The organism is Caballeronia mineralivorans PML1(12), from assembly GCF_001028175.1.
GTDB classification, from domain to species: Bacteria; Pseudomonadota; Gammaproteobacteria; order Burkholderiales; family Burkholderiaceae; genus Caballeronia; species Caballeronia mineralivorans.
The window spans coordinates 23,451-38,590 of record NZ_AEJF01000004.1 but is presented as its reverse complement, the minus strand read 5'-3'; the positions used below and the strand labels follow the sequence as shown (position 1 = coordinate 38,590).

General features: G+C 60.5%; 14 protein-coding genes and 1 tRNA gene. 10 read left to right on the top strand and 5 right to left on the bottom strand.

All coding sequences use genetic code 11. The features are described from left to right. Together EOS_RS47845 and EOS_RS00585 are read right to left on the bottom strand one after the other, a co-directional pair. A partial coding sequence (locus EOS_RS47845) for a LysM peptidoglycan-binding domain-containing protein (protein WP_047844665.1) occupies window positions 1–180 on the bottom strand: 180 nt, incomplete at its 3' end. 191 nt (window positions 181–371) lie between these two features. Then, window positions 372–1,277, bottom strand: a complete 906-nt coding sequence (locus EOS_RS00585) for an aldose epimerase family protein (RefSeq protein ID WP_047844664.1) — start codon at window positions 1,275–1,277, stop codon at window positions 372–374. A 526-nt stretch (window positions 1,278–1,803) separates the two neighbouring features. On the opposite strand from EOS_RS00585, the gene EOS_RS00580 reads away from it, so the two are divergent. Both EOS_RS00580 and EOS_RS00575 read left to right on the top strand, forming a co-directional pair. After that, window positions 1,804–2,634: an undecaprenyl-diphosphate phosphatase gene (locus EOS_RS00580; protein WP_047844663.1), complete on the top strand. Its 831-nt coding sequence runs from the start codon at window positions 1,804–1,806 to the stop codon at window positions 2,632–2,634. An 88-nt stretch (window positions 2,635–2,722) separates the two neighbouring features. Beyond that, window positions 2,723–2,799: transfer RNA gene (locus EOS_RS00575), tRNA-Arg, on the top strand. Window positions 2,800–2,885: 86 nt separating this feature from the next. Here the strand turns inward: EOS_RS00575 and EOS_RS00570 are convergent. Further along, the gene (locus EOS_RS00570) at window positions 2,886–3,857 is read right to left on the bottom strand and encodes a sulfonate ABC transporter substrate-binding protein (RefSeq protein ID WP_047844662.1); all 972 of its coding nucleotides are present in this window, start codon (window positions 3,855–3,857) and stop codon (window positions 2,886–2,888) included. Window positions 3,858–4,318: 461 nt separating this feature from the next. On the opposite strand from EOS_RS00570, the gene EOS_RS00565 reads away from it, so the two are divergent. Both EOS_RS00565 and EOS_RS00560 read left to right on the top strand, forming a co-directional pair. Next, window positions 4,319–4,702, top strand: a complete 384-nt coding sequence (locus tag EOS_RS00565) for an RT0821/Lpp0805 family surface protein (RefSeq protein ID WP_047844661.1) — start codon at window positions 4,319–4,321, stop codon at window positions 4,700–4,702. Window positions 4,703–4,766: 64 nt separating this feature from the next. Next, window positions 4,767–5,219, top strand: a complete 453-nt coding sequence (locus tag EOS_RS00560; RefSeq protein WP_047844660.1) for an NUDIX domain-containing protein — start codon at window positions 4,767–4,769, stop codon at window positions 5,217–5,219. Between the two features lie 21 nt (window positions 5,220–5,240). Here the strand turns inward: EOS_RS00560 and EOS_RS00555 are convergent, their stop codons facing one another. Next, window positions 5,241–6,176: a transporter substrate-binding domain-containing protein gene (locus EOS_RS00555; protein ID WP_082163167.1), complete on the bottom strand. Its 936-nt coding sequence runs from the start codon at window positions 6,174–6,176 to the stop codon at window positions 5,241–5,243. 48 nt (window positions 6,177–6,224) lie between these two features. Further along, the gene (locus EOS_RS00550; RefSeq protein WP_047844659.1) at window positions 6,225–7,934 is read right to left on the bottom strand and encodes a glutamine--tRNA ligase/YqeY domain fusion protein; all 1,710 of its coding nucleotides are present in this window, start codon (window positions 7,932–7,934) and stop codon (window positions 6,225–6,227) included. A 362-nt stretch (window positions 7,935–8,296) separates the two neighbouring features. Between EOS_RS00550 and EOS_RS00545 the strand changes: the two genes are divergently transcribed. From EOS_RS00545 to EOS_RS00520, 6 genes are all read left to right on the top strand, one after another. Next, window positions 8,297–8,506 (top strand): hypothetical protein, encoded by a 210-nt coding sequence (locus EOS_RS00545; protein ID WP_047844658.1) that lies wholly within the window; start codon window positions 8,297–8,299, stop codon window positions 8,504–8,506. Window positions 8,507–8,909: 403 nt separating this feature from the next. Then, window positions 8,910–11,534 carry an alanine--tRNA ligase gene (alaS, locus tag EOS_RS00540; RefSeq protein ID WP_047844657.1) on the top strand — a complete coding sequence of 875 codons (2,625 nt, stop codon included), beginning with the start codon at window positions 8,910–8,912 and terminating at the stop codon, window positions 11,532–11,534. A gap of 312 nt (window positions 11,535–11,846) precedes the next feature. Beyond that, window positions 11,847–12,881, top strand: a complete 1,035-nt coding sequence (locus EOS_RS00535) for a threonine aldolase family protein (RefSeq protein WP_047844656.1) — start codon at window positions 11,847–11,849, stop codon at window positions 12,879–12,881. Between the two features lie 25 nt (window positions 12,882–12,906). Beyond that, on the top strand, window positions 12,907–13,437 hold the full coding sequence (locus EOS_RS00530) for an NUDIX domain-containing protein (protein ID WP_047844655.1): 531 nt from the start codon (window positions 12,907–12,909) through the stop codon (window positions 13,435–13,437). A gap of 89 nt (window positions 13,438–13,526) precedes the next feature. After that, a complete protein-coding gene (locus EOS_RS00525) occupies window positions 13,527–14,681 on the top strand; it encodes an iron-containing alcohol dehydrogenase (protein ID WP_047844654.1) in 1,155 nt (384 codons plus the stop codon). A 3-nt stretch (window positions 14,682–14,684) separates the two neighbouring features. Further along, window positions 14,685–15,131 (top strand): acyl-CoA thioesterase, encoded by a 447-nt coding sequence (locus EOS_RS00520; RefSeq protein WP_047844653.1) that lies wholly within the window; start codon window positions 14,685–14,687, stop codon window positions 15,129–15,131. The last annotated feature ends 9 nt before the right edge of the window (window positions 15,132–15,140 follow it).

Sequence of the window (15,140 nt, the reverse complement as noted above, 5' to 3'; positions counted from 1 at the left end):
CAGCACCTGGCCGACTTCGATCGCATTCGGGTCGGTGAGGTTGTTCCAGCGCGCGATGTTTTGCGCCGATGTCCGGTTCGCACGCGCGACCTTCGACACCGTATCGCCCCGTTCTACTCGATAAAAGCCCGGCCCGACCGGCGCAGAGCCACACGCGGCGAGCACTGCGATCAAGGACACGCAGCTCAGCCGTCGAATTATTTTTACCAAACTCAAAACCTCGCAAAGCGCCGCACAAACCGACAAACCCAAATACGCCGCGGCAAACAAACCAGAATGCGTAACGGCGAAATGTCCGATTTTACCGTCCCGGCGCCGCCGCCCCCCAGAAGCGACCATCGTTCCCACTTGTTCCCCGTCTGTTCGCCGTTTCACGCAACTGGCGAAATGCTCAGCCGCAACGCGGCCGTTTCGGTTTTGCCCGGTGCGAGCCAGCGTAGTCCGCAGCCGTTGTGAATGGCATCGGGGAGACCGACCCACGGCTCGATGCAATAGAAATCCGACGTCGGCGCTTCGGTCCAGGTGGTGACGGCGTACCAGGGCACCGAGCCTGGGCGGTGCAGATCGAAGTTCACCATGCGCTTCAAACCCGGCGTCACGAGCCGCACCGGGTGGTCGGAGGGGCCGCTAAAGCAGTGGAAACGATCGAGAATGCTGGCGTCGTCCAGCGCGTAGCGGGCTGCGCCCGCTTCCGGGTCGCTGATCGAGCCGTCATCGCGTTGCCGGCGTGTTTCCGTGCGCGGCAATTCCAGGCTGCTGATGCCGCGCTGATCGTGCGGCAGGGCAAAGTAGAAATGATGGCCGGCATAGTAGGGCAGTGGCACCTCGCCGGGGTTCGACGTGGTGAGTTCCACATCGAGTGTCACGGCATCGACCAGCCGGTACGCAGCCTCGAAGCGAAACGCGAACGGATAGCCCTGGCGCGTGAAGTCGTTGTCGACGAGCGTCATTCGCACGCCGTGCCCATCCGCGTCTTTGCGATGTTCAAACGGCAGATTGCGCGCGAAACCGTGCATGGGAAGTTCATGCACGACGCCTTCTGGATCGCGCCACTTGCCAATCTCACCATCGACGAAATGGCGGCCGAGAAACGGAAACAGCAGCGGATTGCCGCCGCGAATCTTGACGAAGTTGGACCAGTCCGGCGCGGCCGGCCAGAAAATGACCGGTTCGCCGCCGACGCGCCACGTCATCAGCCGTCCGCCCGCGCGCGGCGCGAGTTCGAGGACGGCGTCATCGAACGTGATTTCCAGTATGTCTTCGGGTTGTGACGACATGTCGGTGGTCTCCTAGGGTGAGTGTTCAAACGAGCAACGAGCAGGTTGTGCGTTCATGTGGCGGCTCAATTCTACGGGGAAACCCTTTCCGGGAAATTGCGACTGACACAGCTGGTTTCACTACCCTGATAATGCGAACACGATGTAACGCGGATGAAACATTTTTCGGCCTTGACGATCTCACATCGATCAAGATGGTCCTGCGGAACGGCGAGGATGATATGGATCTGGCGATGATGTTTGGAGTGTTCATTTTTGGCACGTTCGGTGCGGGCACGCTGCTGTTCTTATACAAGCTGCGACCGTGACACAGGTGTGACGCAGCGAATAAAAAAAGCCCGTCTTACGATGGGCTTTTTTTATTCTTACGAAATTATTTTAATAATCGAACAATTTTCTTTCGTTAACATCAAGCGCAACGCAAAGGCTTGGCGCTGCATTGGGTGACCGGCATAATCGGCCGGTTTGCGTGCCATATGCTGCACCGCGGCTATGAGCCTGTCGCCACTAACGAAAGAGGATCAACGTGACTTTGTGGTTTCTGATTTTTCTGAGCGTGCTGCAGGGCGTGACCGAATTGTTCCCGGTCAGCAGCCTCGGCCATACGCTCCTGGTGCCCGGTCTGATCGGGATGCATATCGACAAACACGCGCCGCAGTTGTTGCCGTTCCTGGTCGCGTTGCACTTGGGTACCGCGCTCGCGTTGCTGTGGTACTTCCGCAAGCGCTGGATTGCGCTGATAGCGGGGTTTATCGGATCGTTGCGCGGCCGTAAAAACGCCGATGGCCACATGATGTGGGCGCTGATCATCGGCACGATTCCGACGGGCATTGTCGGGCTGGTGCTTGAAAAGCGGCTCGAGGCGCTGTTTCACGATCTGCGCATTGTCGCGGCTGCGCTGATGGTCAACGGTGTGTTGCTGTGGGTCGGCGACCGGTTGACGCGTGCGCGGGCGGAGCGCGCGCCTGAAGAACTCACGTTCAGGCAGGCGTTCCTGGTGGGGCTTGCGCAGATCGGCGCGCTGATTCCGGGCTTTTCGCGCAGCGGGCTGACGATGATCGCGGGCATCGGCGCCGGGTTGAGCGCGGAGAAAGCGGCGGAGTTCTCGTTTTTGCTCGGCACCCCGATTATCTTCGCGGCCGGCGTGCTTGAATTGCCAAAGCTGTTCCACGCGCCCGATCAGCTCGCCGATGCCGTCCTCGGCGGCGTGTTGACCGGGATCGCGGCGTACCTGAGCGTGCGTTTCCTGATGCGTTACTTCGAAGGAAAGGGGCGGCTGGCCGCGTTTGGCTTGTATTGCGTGATCGCCGGCGCGTTTTGCCTCGGCTGGTTCATGTTGCATCAGCAACCGGTTTGATCGGTTTTAATACGCATCGAAGCGAGCGAGGTCTCGGAATGAGGCCTCGCATCCTTTCGATGAGGTAAAATCCTGGATCATCTGCGACGCGGCAGTAGCTCAGCTGGATAGAGCATCGGCCTTCTAAGCCGAGGGGCGGGGGTTCGAGTCCCTCCTGCCGTGCCAGACCCTCGGGTTCATCTCAACGCTCGACCGCGTTTCACCGGCGTCTTGCTCGTTCGAGTTCGCAAGCTCTCAAAAAGAGCTCACGCCTACCGCGCTGTCAGCGCGTCCTGGTCTTGCCACACGTTGTCCTTCACCGTCACCGCCTTCGGAATGAGCTTCGCGCGATAGAACGTATCGGCGACGCTCTGCTGGGTCGCGACAATCTTCTCGTCGATCGGCATCGCGCCGTACGGCACGCGACGCACCCACGTCTCCACAAGCGCCGCGTCCAGCCCGACTTTGGGCGCGAGCAACGCCGCCGTGTCCGCGGGATGCTGCGTGACCCACGCACCGGTCGCCCGCAACTGATCGATCACGGCACGTACCGCTTGTGGATTTTGCGTGGCGAAACTACGCGTGGCCTCGTAGAAATTGAACGGCTTCGGCAAACCGGTGTAGTCGGCGAGCGTACGCACCGTCAACGCCTTTTGCGCGGCGGCGTAGTAAGGGTCCCAGACGATCCATGCATCGACGTCGCCATTCTCGAAGGCTGCGCGGGCGTCGGCGGGTGGGAGATAAACCGGGTGGATATCGTCGAGTGTCAAGCCGGCCTTCTGCAGCACTGCAAGCAGCAGGAAGTTCGAACTCGATCCTTTTTGCAACGCGATGCGCCGGCCTTTTAGCTCGGCGAGCGAATGAATCGGTGAATCGGCTTTGACGAACAGCGCCTCATTGGTTTGTCCACCCGGCTCGGCGCCGACATAAACAAAATTCACGCCCGCGGCCTGCGCGAAAATCGGTGGCGGCGCGCCGGTGTATCCGAAATCGATGTTGCTTGTATTGAGCGCTTCGAGCAATTGCGGCCCGGCTGGAAACTCATACCAACTGACGGTATAGCCGAGCGGCTTTAGCTTTTGCTCGAGCGAACCCTGGGCCTTGAGCACGGCAAGCAGACCGGCTTTCTGATACCCAATGCGCAATTGCCTGGGTGACGAACTCCCCGGATCTTGTGCCGATGCGCACAGAGGCAACAACGCGAACGCAGCAGCGAACGATAACGACAGGCACAGCTTTTTCATGGCAATTCCTATGCAGCAAAGAGATGTCGTCGACCATAACGGCGATGCGTTTGCGCGTCGAATAAGCGATGCTTCGAAGCTAATGACGCAATGTGTGAAATCGAAATGTCGAAGCACATCCAGCCATAAAGCGTGGGCGTCAGGGCGGCAGCGAGAGGGGTGTCCATGATCGGATTTGACGCGAAGTCGACAAGCTTTCGATGATAGTTTTCTGCCTCCCATGGCTCTATCGGACACTTCTGAGATAGCCTCGGTTTGATCTGAAAATCACACTGCATGGCCAGTTGGCGGCGATTCGGCGCTTGCAAAACACACGTGTGACCTCATGCTATCCTCGACCCCTGTCGATCGCTATTTATCAGCTGGTCTTGATCGTTTCTGAAACGCAAATAACGCGAATAACGAACGCTATAACGACGAAAGCCCATTCAATATCAATATCAACGAGGAAGAGTGTTTCAATGCCATATCCAACTCGCGCGCTCAAGCGCATTTCGGTGCAACCGATCGCAAGCTGCGTTGTGCTTGCCAGCGGCGCGGCAGAGGCGGCTAACCTCGGGTTTCTCAACAACACGCCCATCACCTACATGAAGCAGCGCGACTTGCAGGCGCTCAACAACGCGGCACACTCGGCGCACGACACCAAGCAGGACGGTGAGTCGCTCGACTGGAACAACGAAGGCGCTCGCAACCCGGTCGCACTCAAAGGCACGCTCACGCCGTTGGATACGAACAAGAACGGCGAGCGTACCTGTCGCAAGCTCACCATGGTGGCTCAAGCCAAGGGCCAGACGCAGACCTGGGCACCCACCGCCTGCAAGCCGGACGGCGGTAAATGGGCATAGTGACCTGTTTCAACCAGCCCGTGGGCACTCCTCACGCCGTATCGCGAATCGGGAAGGCCGCTTGATGGCCGAGCGGACAGTTTCGTGCGGCATCGTGATTCTGAACACGCAAGGCGACGTGTTGCTGTGTCACGCGACCGAGACGTCGCACTGGGATATTCCAAAAGGTCAGGGCGAGCCGCACGAACAACCGGTGGAAGCGGCGTTGCGCGAACTCGTCGAAGAGACCGGGATTGTGCTGAAGGCGCAGCGGCTGAAGGATCTGGGGCGCTTTGTTTATCGCCGCGACAAGGACCTGCATCTGTTCGCGGTGCGAGTGAGCGACGAAGAAGTAAAGCTCGAAGAGTGTGTGTGCGAATCGTATTTTCCGCGCCGCCGGGACGGCACGATGATCCCGGAAATGGACGCGTACAGATGGGTCACGCCCGTCGATGTCGATCAGTACGCAAGCCGTAGTCTCGCGCGCCTTTTCCAGACCACGCTGTCGCTTGCCGAATTGCATCAAACGCTCGCGTGAGCCTGAAGGCGCGGCACGCCATCAGTCATCAGATGCGCGGTCGTTGGGATTAGCGAACAACGCTTTCATTTCCGGCGAAAGCGGGAACCGCAAGTTCATGTTCTCGGGTGGAATGGGCTGCATGAACCACGTGTCGTAGAGTCTCGCGGCTTCGCCTGAAAGCTCCATGCCGGCAATGACATCATCGGCCAGTTTCTTGAAGACCGGGTCGCCCTTGCGCATGATGCATGCATAGGACTCACGTGCCAGAGGATCGCCGGTGACCATGTACTCGTGTTGGGCCGGACCTTCCTGGGCCATCTTTCCATACAGCAACGGATCGTCCATCACGAACGCCACGGCGCGGCCGGTCTTCAACGCGTCGAAACCTTCTGCGTGGTCTTTCGCGCTGATGATCCGCAGATCGAGTTTCTGTTTCAGAGAGAGTTCCCGCAGCAACTGCTCGTCGGATGTGCCCGCCGTTGTCGATACCGTCTTGCCGGCGAGATCGGCGTAGTTGCGGATGCCTGATTTGCGCTTCACCACCATCCGGATGCTGTAATCGAAGAAGCTGTTCGAGAACGCCACCAGTTGTTCGCGCTCGCGAATATGGGCGGTCGAGCCACACTCCAGATCGATCTGGTGATTGACCACATACGAGAATCGATTCGCCGATGTGATGACCACCGTGCTCACCGCGAGGCGGGGTGTTTGCAGCCGGCGCCTGACCTCGTCGACGATCTTGAGCGCAATGGCCTGCGAATAACCGATGGGCCGCTGCTTCGCGTCGAGATAGGAGAAGGGGACCGACGACTCGCGCACGCCGAGGACGATGGTGTCGTTCTCGGCGATCTTGCGTAACGTAGGCGAGGACGGGTCGGCCGTGCTTGCGAAAGCCGTTTGCGCCGCGATGAGCAGCGCGAACGCGCACGATGCGCGCCACGCGCGGACGAACGACCTTGGCAAGGTGAGTTGCAAAGCATCCCCCACAACATGTGCGCGCGTCCAGCGGACGCGCCAATGGTTTTAAGCCGGCTTGGTCCAGCTATCGCGCAGGCTGACGATGCGATTGAACACCGGCATGCCGGGCTTCGAATCGACGCGGTCGGCCACGAAATACCCATGGCGTTCGAACTGGTAGCGATCTTCGGCGTTTGCGTTGCGCGCACCGGGTTCGAGATAAGCGCGCACGATGCGCTTCGAATCCGGGTTTAGTGCGTCGAGGAATTCTGCACCGCCCGCGCCCGGTTGCGGCTCCTTGAAGAGGCGGTCGTAGAGTCGCACTTCGGCTTCGTACGCGCCTTCTGCGCTGACCCAGTGGATGGTGCCCTTGACCTTGTAGCCGTTGGCGCCTTCCGTGCCGGACCTGCTGTCGGGGAAATACGTGCAATGCACAGCCGTGATGTTGCCGTTTTCGTCTTTGTCCGCGCCCGTGCATTCCACCACGAAGCCGTACTTGAGCCGCACCTTGTTGCCCGGGAACAAGCGGAAATAGCCTTTCTTCGGTACTTCCTGAAAGTCTTCGCGCTCGATCCACAGTTCCTGCGAAAACGGGAATTCACGCGTGCCGCGCTCGGGGTGATGCGGATGAACCGGCGCGCTACAGGTTTCGCTCGTGCCTGCCGGATAGTTGTCGATGATCAGCTTGAGCGGATCGAGCACTGCGATTGCGCGTGGCGCCTTTTCGTCGAGATCGTCGCGCAACGCGCCTTCCAGCACGCTCATGTCAATCCACGAATCCACCTTTGTCACGGCGACGCGGTCGCACATGAGGCGAATGCTTTCCGGCGTGAAACCGCGACGCCGCACGCCGACGATAGTCGGCATGCGCGGATCGTCCCAGCCGTCGACGTGATTTTCCGTCACCAGTTGCAGCAGCTTGCGCTTGCTGGTGATAGCGTAGGTCAGATTGAGTCGTGAAAACTCGATTTGCTGCGGCAGCGGACGCGTGAACTTGCCGTCATCGGCGAGTCGATTCAGGAACCAGTCGTAGAGCGGGCGGTGATCTTCGAATTCGAGCGTGCACAGCGAATGCGTGATGTTCTCGAGCGCGTCCGATACGCAGTGCGTGTAGTCGTACATCGGGTAGATGCACCATGTGTCGCCGGTCCGGTAATGATGCGCGAAACGAATTCGGTAGATGACCGGGTCGCGCATGTTGAAATTCGGCGACGCCATGTCGATCTTCGCGCGCAGCACATGCTCGCCTTCCTTGAACTCGCCCGCTTTCATGCGGCGGAACAGCTCGAGATTCTCTTCGGGCGTGCGCTCGCGAAACGGCGAGTTCTTGCCGGGCTCCTGGGCCGAACCGCGCGTCAGACGCATCTCTTCGGCCGACTGGCTATCTACGTACGCCTGGCCGCGCTCGATCAACAGCTCCGCGAATTCATACAGCTGGTCGTAGTAATCGCTCGCGAAATACAGGTGTTCGGTGCCGTCCTTGTTCCAGTCGAAACCGAGCCACTTGACCGCGTCGACGATGGAGTCGACGTATTCGACGCTTTCCTTTTCCGGATTCGTGTCGTCGAAACGAAGATGGCAGACGCCGCCGTAATCCCGCGCGATGCCGAAATTCAGGCAAATGCTCTTCGCATGGCCGATGTGCAGATAGCCGTTCGGCTCGGGCGGAAAACGCGTCTCGACCCGCTGCGACCATTTGTCGTTGCGATTGTCTTCGTCAATGATATTGCGGATGAAATTATTTACCGCCGGAGCGTCGTTGCGATCGGTGTTCATGCGAGAAAGAGAGAGCGGACGAGGGCGCTAGCGTTGAAGACGTGCGGCTTGCGTTCGGTAAGACTTATCTGGTCTTTCGATTCTACCTTAGCAACAGGGTCGGGACAGCGCGGGCCCGCATTTTGCCGCGATGTGCGGCGCGGCTGCGACACCTGCGCGCTCCACTGGATTTGCGACTTGCATCGGCTGAGTCTGTAACCGGGGCATGGGCGTTCCGATACCGGATGTATCGGGCGTAACGGGAGGTAAATCGCGTTGTCGGCAATGGCGGGAGGATTTTAAGATGGCTTCGCGTCCTGAAATAATGAAATTGAAAGGTTCGGAGCGCGAGCGGTATCGACGATAAAAAGGAAAACTTCACCATGAACAAGATCACGCGGGTTTCTTTTCGGGTTGCTGCAATTGGCGTGCTGATCGCGTCGCTTTCGGCCTGTGCGATGAGCCGTACGCAGGCGCATGCGGGCATCGGAGCGGCTGCCGGCGGCGCGTTGGGTTATGTGCTGACGGGCGGTCCGATCGGCACGGTTGCGGGTGCGGCAGCAGGCGGGTTGATCGGGGCAGGCGTGCGATAGGGCGGAAGCTGCGATCGGGCGGAAGTTTTTCGCTCTTCGCCGATACGAGGGCTTTTGCCAGCGGCTAATGTGGGATGATTTCGGGGCGCTGCTGGGGGCCGCAGCCCGAAATCGAACTACATTCGCACAGCCTAAAACCTTCCACCTGCGCGAGCTACAACACTCGCCCCGCTGGCAAAACCCTGCCAGTAAAACCTGGTGCAAACAAACGCGCTCGGGTAACCGAAATCACGCGCTTCGACCGCCGACATCGTCCCCATGCACCGGCGCGAGCAAAAACCCCCCTCCAAACCCCGTATAATCGACAATCCCATTTTGGCACCCGGCCCTCGCGCGCGAGCGACAAACATCAGAAGCTCCGCCCCAAGCGCCGCCGCCGTACAAAACAGCAGACCCGCACGCCATGAAAGCCGCCGACATCCGCGAGAAATTCCTCAAGTTCTTTGAATCGAAGGGCCATACGATCGTCCGCTCGTCGAGCCTTGTGCCCGGCAACGATCCCACGCTGCTGTTCACGAACTCCGGCATGGTCCAGTTCAAGGACGTATTCCTCGGAACGGAGAGCCGTCCGTATTCGCGCGCCACGACCTCGCAGCGCAGCGTGCGCGCCGGCGGCAAGCACAACGACCTCGAAAACGTCGGCTACACAGCCCGCCATCACACGTTCTTCGAGATGCTCGGCAACTTCTCGTTCGGCGACTATTTCAAGCGCGACGCGATTCACTATTGCTGGGAACTGCTGACCAAAGTCTATGGACTGCCGCCGGAAAAGCTCACGGTCACGGTCTATGAGGAAGACGACGAAGCGTTCGGCATTTGGGAAAACGAAATCGGCGTGCCGAAAGAACGGATCATCCGTATCGGCGACAACAAGGGCGCGCGCTACGCATCGGATAACTTCTGGACCATGGGCGACACGGGCCCCTGCGGCCCGTGCTCGGAAGTGTTCTACGATCACGGCCCGGAAGTCTGGGGCGGCCCGCCGGGGTCTCCCGAAGAAGACGGCGACCGCTTCATCGAGATCTGGAATCTCGTGTTCATGCAGTTCAATCGCGACGCCCAGGGCAACATGACGAAGCTGCCGAAGCAGAGCGTCGATACGGGCATGGGCCTCGAGCGCCTCGCCGCCGTGCTCCAGCATGTGCACAGCAACTATGAGATCGACCTGTTCCAGGCGCTGATCAAGGCTGCAGCCCGCGAAACCGACACGCCGGATCTCACGAACAATTCGCTGAAGGTGATCGCGGATCATATTCGCGCCTGCTCGTTCCTGATCGTCGACGGCGTGATTCCGGGCAACGAAGGCCGCGGTTATGTGCTGCGCCGGATCGTGCGCCGCGCGATCCGCCACGGTTACAAACTCGGCCGCAAAAGCGCGTTTTTCCATAAGCTCGTGCCGGATCTGGTCGAGGAAATGGGCGCGGCATACCCGGAACTCAAGGACGCGCAAACACGCGTGACGGACGTTCTGCGGCAGGAAGAAGAGCGTTTCTTCGAGACGATCGAACATGGCATGTCGATGCTCGAAACGGCACTGGCGCAGCTCGACACCAAGGGCTCGAAGCAACTTGACGGCGAACTCGCGTTCAAGCTGCACGACACCTTCGGTTTCCCGCTCGATCTGACGGCCGACGTATGCCGCGAGCGCGGCATCACGGTTGACGAAACTGCCTTCGACGAAGCCATGGCGCGTCAACGCGAACAGGCTCGCTCGGCCGGCAAGTTCAAGTCGGCACAAGGCCTCAATTACGCTGGCGCAAAAACCACGTTCCACGGCTACGAAAACGAAATCTTCGACGACGCCAAAGTGGTCGCGCTCTATGTGGACGGTGCCTCGGTGAAAGAGGCGCACGTGGGCCAGCAGGCCGTTGTCGTGCTCGATCACACGCCGTTCTACGCCGAATCGGGCGGTCAGGCGGGCGATCACGGTGTACTCGCGAACGCATTGGTGCGCTTCGCGGTCGTCGATACGCTGAAGGTCCAGTCCGACGTCGTTGGCCATCACGGCACGGTTGAGCAGGGCACGCCGAAAGTGGGCGATGTGGTGAAGGCGGAAATCGATACGGCTCGCCGTCTTCGCACCGCCCGCAATCACTCGGCCACGCACCTGATGCACAAGGCGCTGCGCGAAGTGCTCGGCGCCCACGTGCAGCAAAAGGGTTCGCTCGTCGATCCGGACAAGACCCGCTTCGACTTCGCGCACAACGCGCCGATGACGGACGAGCAGATTCGTCGCGTGGAAGAGATCGTCAACGCCGAAGTGCTGGCGAATTCGCCGAGCATCGTTCGCGTGTTGCCTTACGACGAAGCGGTGAAGGGCGGCGCGATGGCGCTGTTCGGCGAGAAATACGGCGACGAAGTGCGCGTGCTCGACCTCGGCTTCTCGCGCGAACTGTGCGGCGGTACCCATGTGCATCGCACGGGCGATATCGGCTTGTTCAAGATCGTGATGGAAGGCGGCGTGGCCGCAGGGATTCGCCGCGTGGAAGCGATCACGGGCGACAACGCCGTGCGTTTCGTGCAGGAACTCGATGCACGGATCAACGCGGCATCCGCCGTGCTGAAGGCGCAACCGTCCGAGCTCACGCAGCGCATCACGCAGGTTCAGGAACACGTGAAGGCGCTTGAAAAGGAGCTCGGCGCGCTGAAGTCGAAGCTCGCTTCCAGTCAGGGCGACGAGCTGGTGTCGCAGGCGGTCGAGATCGGCGGCGTGTTTGTGCTGGCGGCGCAACTGCCGGGCGCGGATGGCAAGACGTTGCGCGAAACCGTCGATAAATTGAAGGACAAGCTGAAGCACGCAGCGATCGTTCTGGCTGCCGTCGATGGCGACAAGGTCAGCCTGATTGCAGGTGTGACGGCGGAGGCATCGAAGAAGGTGAAAGCCGGCGAGCTGGTGAACTTCGTCGCGCAGCAAGTTGGCGGCAAGGGCGGCGGCCGGCCGGATATGGCGCAAGCGGGTGGCACCGAGCCCGAAAACCTGGCGGCGGCGCTGGCTGGTGTCAATGATTGGGTGAAGAGCAAGCTTTAAGCGATCAACTTTCACGCGCACTTGAGCAGTTTGAAAAAGCCCGTTCTGTTTTGACAGAACGGGCTTTTTTTCGGCCGTGGGAGCGGCGGTCTTGACGCATACGTGAATCGCCAAACCGCAAGCCAATCGACAGGTACACGACTTGCAAAAAGGACAAGAAAGCGCAGCAGGCCACCGCAGCCAGCCAACCCCCCTGTAGCCGGGCAGCCGGCCCGAGAGCAGCGGCGTGGCGCTTATTGTCGTCTCCGCGCACTCGCGCGCGACCCGCTAAAATGACGGCCACGCCCACCATTGCCCTGGTCATCCCACCGCATGCAACATTTTGCCTCCGACAACTACGCCGGCATCTGCCCCGAAGCGCTCGCCGCGCTGATCGAAGCTAACAACAGCGGCCACGAGCCGGCCTACGGCGACGATTCCTGGACCCAGGGTGTATGCGACCGCATCCGCGACCTGTTCCAGACCGACTGCGAGGTCTTCTTCGTTTTCAACGGCACAGCGGCCAATTCGCTGGCGCTCGCGTCGCTCTGCCAGTCGTATCACTCGGTGATCTGTCACGAACTCGCGCACATCGAAACCGATGAATGCGGTGGTCCCGAATTCTTCTCGGGCGGTTCGAAATTGCTGACGGCGCCGGGTGTTGACGGAAAGCTCACGCCGGATGCCATCGAAGCGATCGTCACGCGTCGCGCTGACATTCACTATCCGAAACCCAAGGTCGTCACGCTGACGCAATCCACGGAAGTGGGTACCGTCTACAGCGTCGAAGAAATTCGCGCGATCGCGGCTATTGCAAAACGCCGTCATCTGAAAGTGCATATGGACGGCGCGCGTTTTGCGAACGCGGTGGCGTCGCTGAATGTGCATCCGTCTGAAATCACGTGGCGCGCGGGCGTCGACGTGCTGTGTTTCGGCGGCACGAAAAACGGCCTGCCAGTCGGCGAGGCAGTGATTTTCTTCGATAAAGCGCTGGCCGTGGACTTTGCCTATCGGCTGAAACAGGCGGGGCAGCTTGCGTCGAAGATGCGTTTTATCTCGGCGCCCTGGCTCGGCCTGCTCAATAACGATGTCTGGCTGCGCAACGCGCGCCACGCCAATGCAATGGCGCAATTGATGGCCGAGCGGCTAGAAGGCATAGAAGGCGTGAAGGTGATGTTCAAGCCGCAGGGCAACGCGGTGTTCGCCGAGTTGCCGCCACAGGTGGCGCAGGCGCTGCGCAACCAGGGCTGGAAGTTTTATCAGTTCATCGGTTCAGGCGGCTGCCGGTTCATGTGTGCGTGGGACACGCTGCCGGAAACGGTGGAACAGTTCACCGCCGAGATCCGCGCACTTTGCGCCGCCCACTGACTTTTCGATTTTCCAACCTCAGACCATGATCGAATACCATTTCTGTCCGCGCGATGCCAACAAGCTGGTCGAACGTGCCGATGCCAGTCACGAAGGCGGGCGTGTGCGCCTCGCGTGTCCGGACCCGGAGTGCGGCTTCGTGCACTGGAACAATCCGCTGCCGGTGGTCGCGGCGATCGTGGAGTACGAGGGCAAGATCCTGCTCGCGCGCAACGCGGCGTGGGTCGAGGGCATGTTCGCGCTGATCACGGGTTTTCTCGAGAACGGCGAGACGCCCGAGGCGGGCATCGCCCGGGAAGTGCGCGAGGAAACGTCGCTCGTCGCGGAATCGGTGGAACTGGTCGGCGTGTACGAATTCATCCGCAAGAACGAGCTGATTATCGCGTATCACGTGAAGGCCAATGGCACGATCGCGCTGTCGCCGGAATTGCTCGAATATCGACTAGTCGAGCCGGCAAAACTTCGGCCGTGGCGCGCGGGAACGGGTCATGCCGTGGCGGAATGGATGCGCCGGCGCGGCCTGGCAGTGGAATATGTGGACCGTCCGGGGCAGTGACGGCGTAAGGGCATCGTTAGCATGAATTGACGCGGTCCCCGTCGGCCTTCTAACATGCCGGACGCCTCACTCAACCGCGGACACATGTCATGGCCTTCATCTTCTACGTCACCCACATCCATCTCGGTTACGACGCGCTCGGCATGCTCGACAGCGAATGCGCGCGCGTCGGCATCAAGCGGCCGCTGGTCATCACGGACAAAGGCGTCCTGGCCGCGGGGCTGGTATCGCAAACCGTCCAGGCGATGAATCTGGATGCGGGCGCTGTTCCCATCTTCGATGAAACCCCGTCGAACCCGACCGAAGCGATGGTGATGAAAGCCGCCGCGCTCTACAACAGCGAAGCTTGCGATGGCCTGATCGCGGTGGGCGGCGGTTCGTCCATCGATCTGGCGAAGGGCGTGGCGATTGCGGCGACGCATCCGGGGACGCTGACCGAGTACGCAACCATCGAAGGCGGCAGTAACAAGATCACCGCTCAGGCCGCGCCGCTGATCGCTGTTCCGACCACATCGGGCACGGGCAGCGAAGTGGCACGCGGAGCAATCATTATTCTCGACGATGGCCGCAAGCTCGGCTTTCACTCGTGGCATCTGCTGCCCAAGTCGGCTATCTGCGATCCGTCATTGACGCTGGGCTTGCCGCCCATGCTCACGGCCGCGACCGGCATGGACGCGATCGCACATTGCATCGAAACGTTTCTCGCGCCGGCGTTCAATCCGCCCGCCGACGGCATCGCGCTGGATGGGCTCGAGCGCGCTTGGGCTCATATCGAACGGGCGACGCACGACGGCCAGGATCGCGATGCACGCCTGAACATGATGAGCGCGTCGATGCAGGGCGCCATGGCGTTCCAGAAGGGTCTCGGCTGTGTGCATTCGCTGTCGCATCCGCTGGGCGGACTGGTCATTAACGGCCGCACCGGGCTGCATCATGGCACGCTGAACGCGGTCGTTTTGCCCGCTGTGCTGCGCTTTAACGAAAGCGCGCCGAGCGTGGTGGCCGACAAGCGTTTTGCGCGGATGCGCCGCGTCATGAATCTTCCCGCCGATGCCGATCTTGCTCAAGCTGTCCACGACATGACCGAGCGTCTTGGCCTGCCGACGCGTCTTTCGCAAATGGGCGTGGAGCAAAGCATGTTCGACAAGGTGATCAAGGGCGCGCTCGCCGATCATTGCCACAAGACCAATCCGCGCGAGGCAAGTGCGGACGATTATCGGCGGATGCTGCAGGAGTCGTTCTGATCCATGAGCAAACCGGTTCCTACGACGCGCGCGGACTATCCGCATTTCCTGTCGATCAATACGCGCTGGTCCGATAACGATCTCTACGGCCACGTGAACAACGTGGTGTATTACAGCTACTTCGATACCGTGGTGAACGAGTATCTGATCCGGCACGGTGCGCTCGATCTGGAGGCCGGCAAGACGATCGGACTCGTGGTCGAGACGCATTGCAGCTACTTTGCTTCGCTGGCGTTTCCTGAGCGTATCGATGCGGGCTTGCGCGTGACGCGGCTCGGTACAACGAGCGTGCGTTACGAGGTTGGAATCTTCAGCGCGGGCTCGGAGCAACCCGCGGCGCAAGGGCATTTTGTGCACGTCTACGTGGATCGCGACACGCGTCGTCCGGCTCCTTTGCCGGAAGCGCTGGTTGCGGCGCTCAAGCCGCTCGTTACCGTTGTTGCAGGGTAGGCTCGCGCA

Excerpts from the sequence above, each read along its gene's own strand:
- EOS_RS00585 (WP_047844664.1), bottom strand. The coding sequence starts at position 1,277 with ATGTCGTCACAACCCGAAGACATACTGGAAATCACGTTCGATGACGCC.
- EOS_RS00570 (WP_047844662.1), bottom strand. The coding sequence starts at position 3,857 with ATGAAAAAGCTGTGCCTGTCGTTATCGTTCGCTGCTGCGTTCGCGTTG.
- EOS_RS00565 (WP_047844661.1), top strand. The coding sequence starts at position 4,319 with ATGCCATATCCAACTCGCGCGCTCAAGCGCATTTCGGTGCAACCGATC.
- EOS_RS00560 (WP_047844660.1), top strand. The coding sequence starts at position 4,767 with ATGGCCGAGCGGACAGTTTCGTGCGGCATCGTGATTCTGAACACGCAA.
- EOS_RS00550 (WP_047844659.1), bottom strand. The coding sequence starts at position 7,934 with ATGAACACCGATCGCAACGACGCTCCGGCGGTAAATAATTTCATCCGC.
- EOS_RS00545 (WP_047844658.1), top strand. The coding sequence starts at position 8,297 with ATGAACAAGATCACGCGGGTTTCTTTTCGGGTTGCTGCAATTGGCGTG.
- alaS (WP_047844657.1), top strand. The coding sequence starts at position 8,910 with ATGAAAGCCGCCGACATCCGCGAGAAATTCCTCAAGTTCTTTGAATCG.
- EOS_RS00535 (WP_047844656.1), top strand. The coding sequence starts at position 11,847 with ATGCAACATTTTGCCTCCGACAACTACGCCGGCATCTGCCCCGAAGCG.
- EOS_RS00530 (WP_047844655.1), top strand. The coding sequence starts at position 12,907 with ATGATCGAATACCATTTCTGTCCGCGCGATGCCAACAAGCTGGTCGAA.
- EOS_RS00525 (WP_047844654.1), top strand. The coding sequence starts at position 13,527 with ATGGCCTTCATCTTCTACGTCACCCACATCCATCTCGGTTACGACGCG.
- EOS_RS00520 (WP_047844653.1), top strand. The coding sequence starts at position 14,685 with ATGAGCAAACCGGTTCCTACGACGCGCGCGGACTATCCGCATTTCCTG.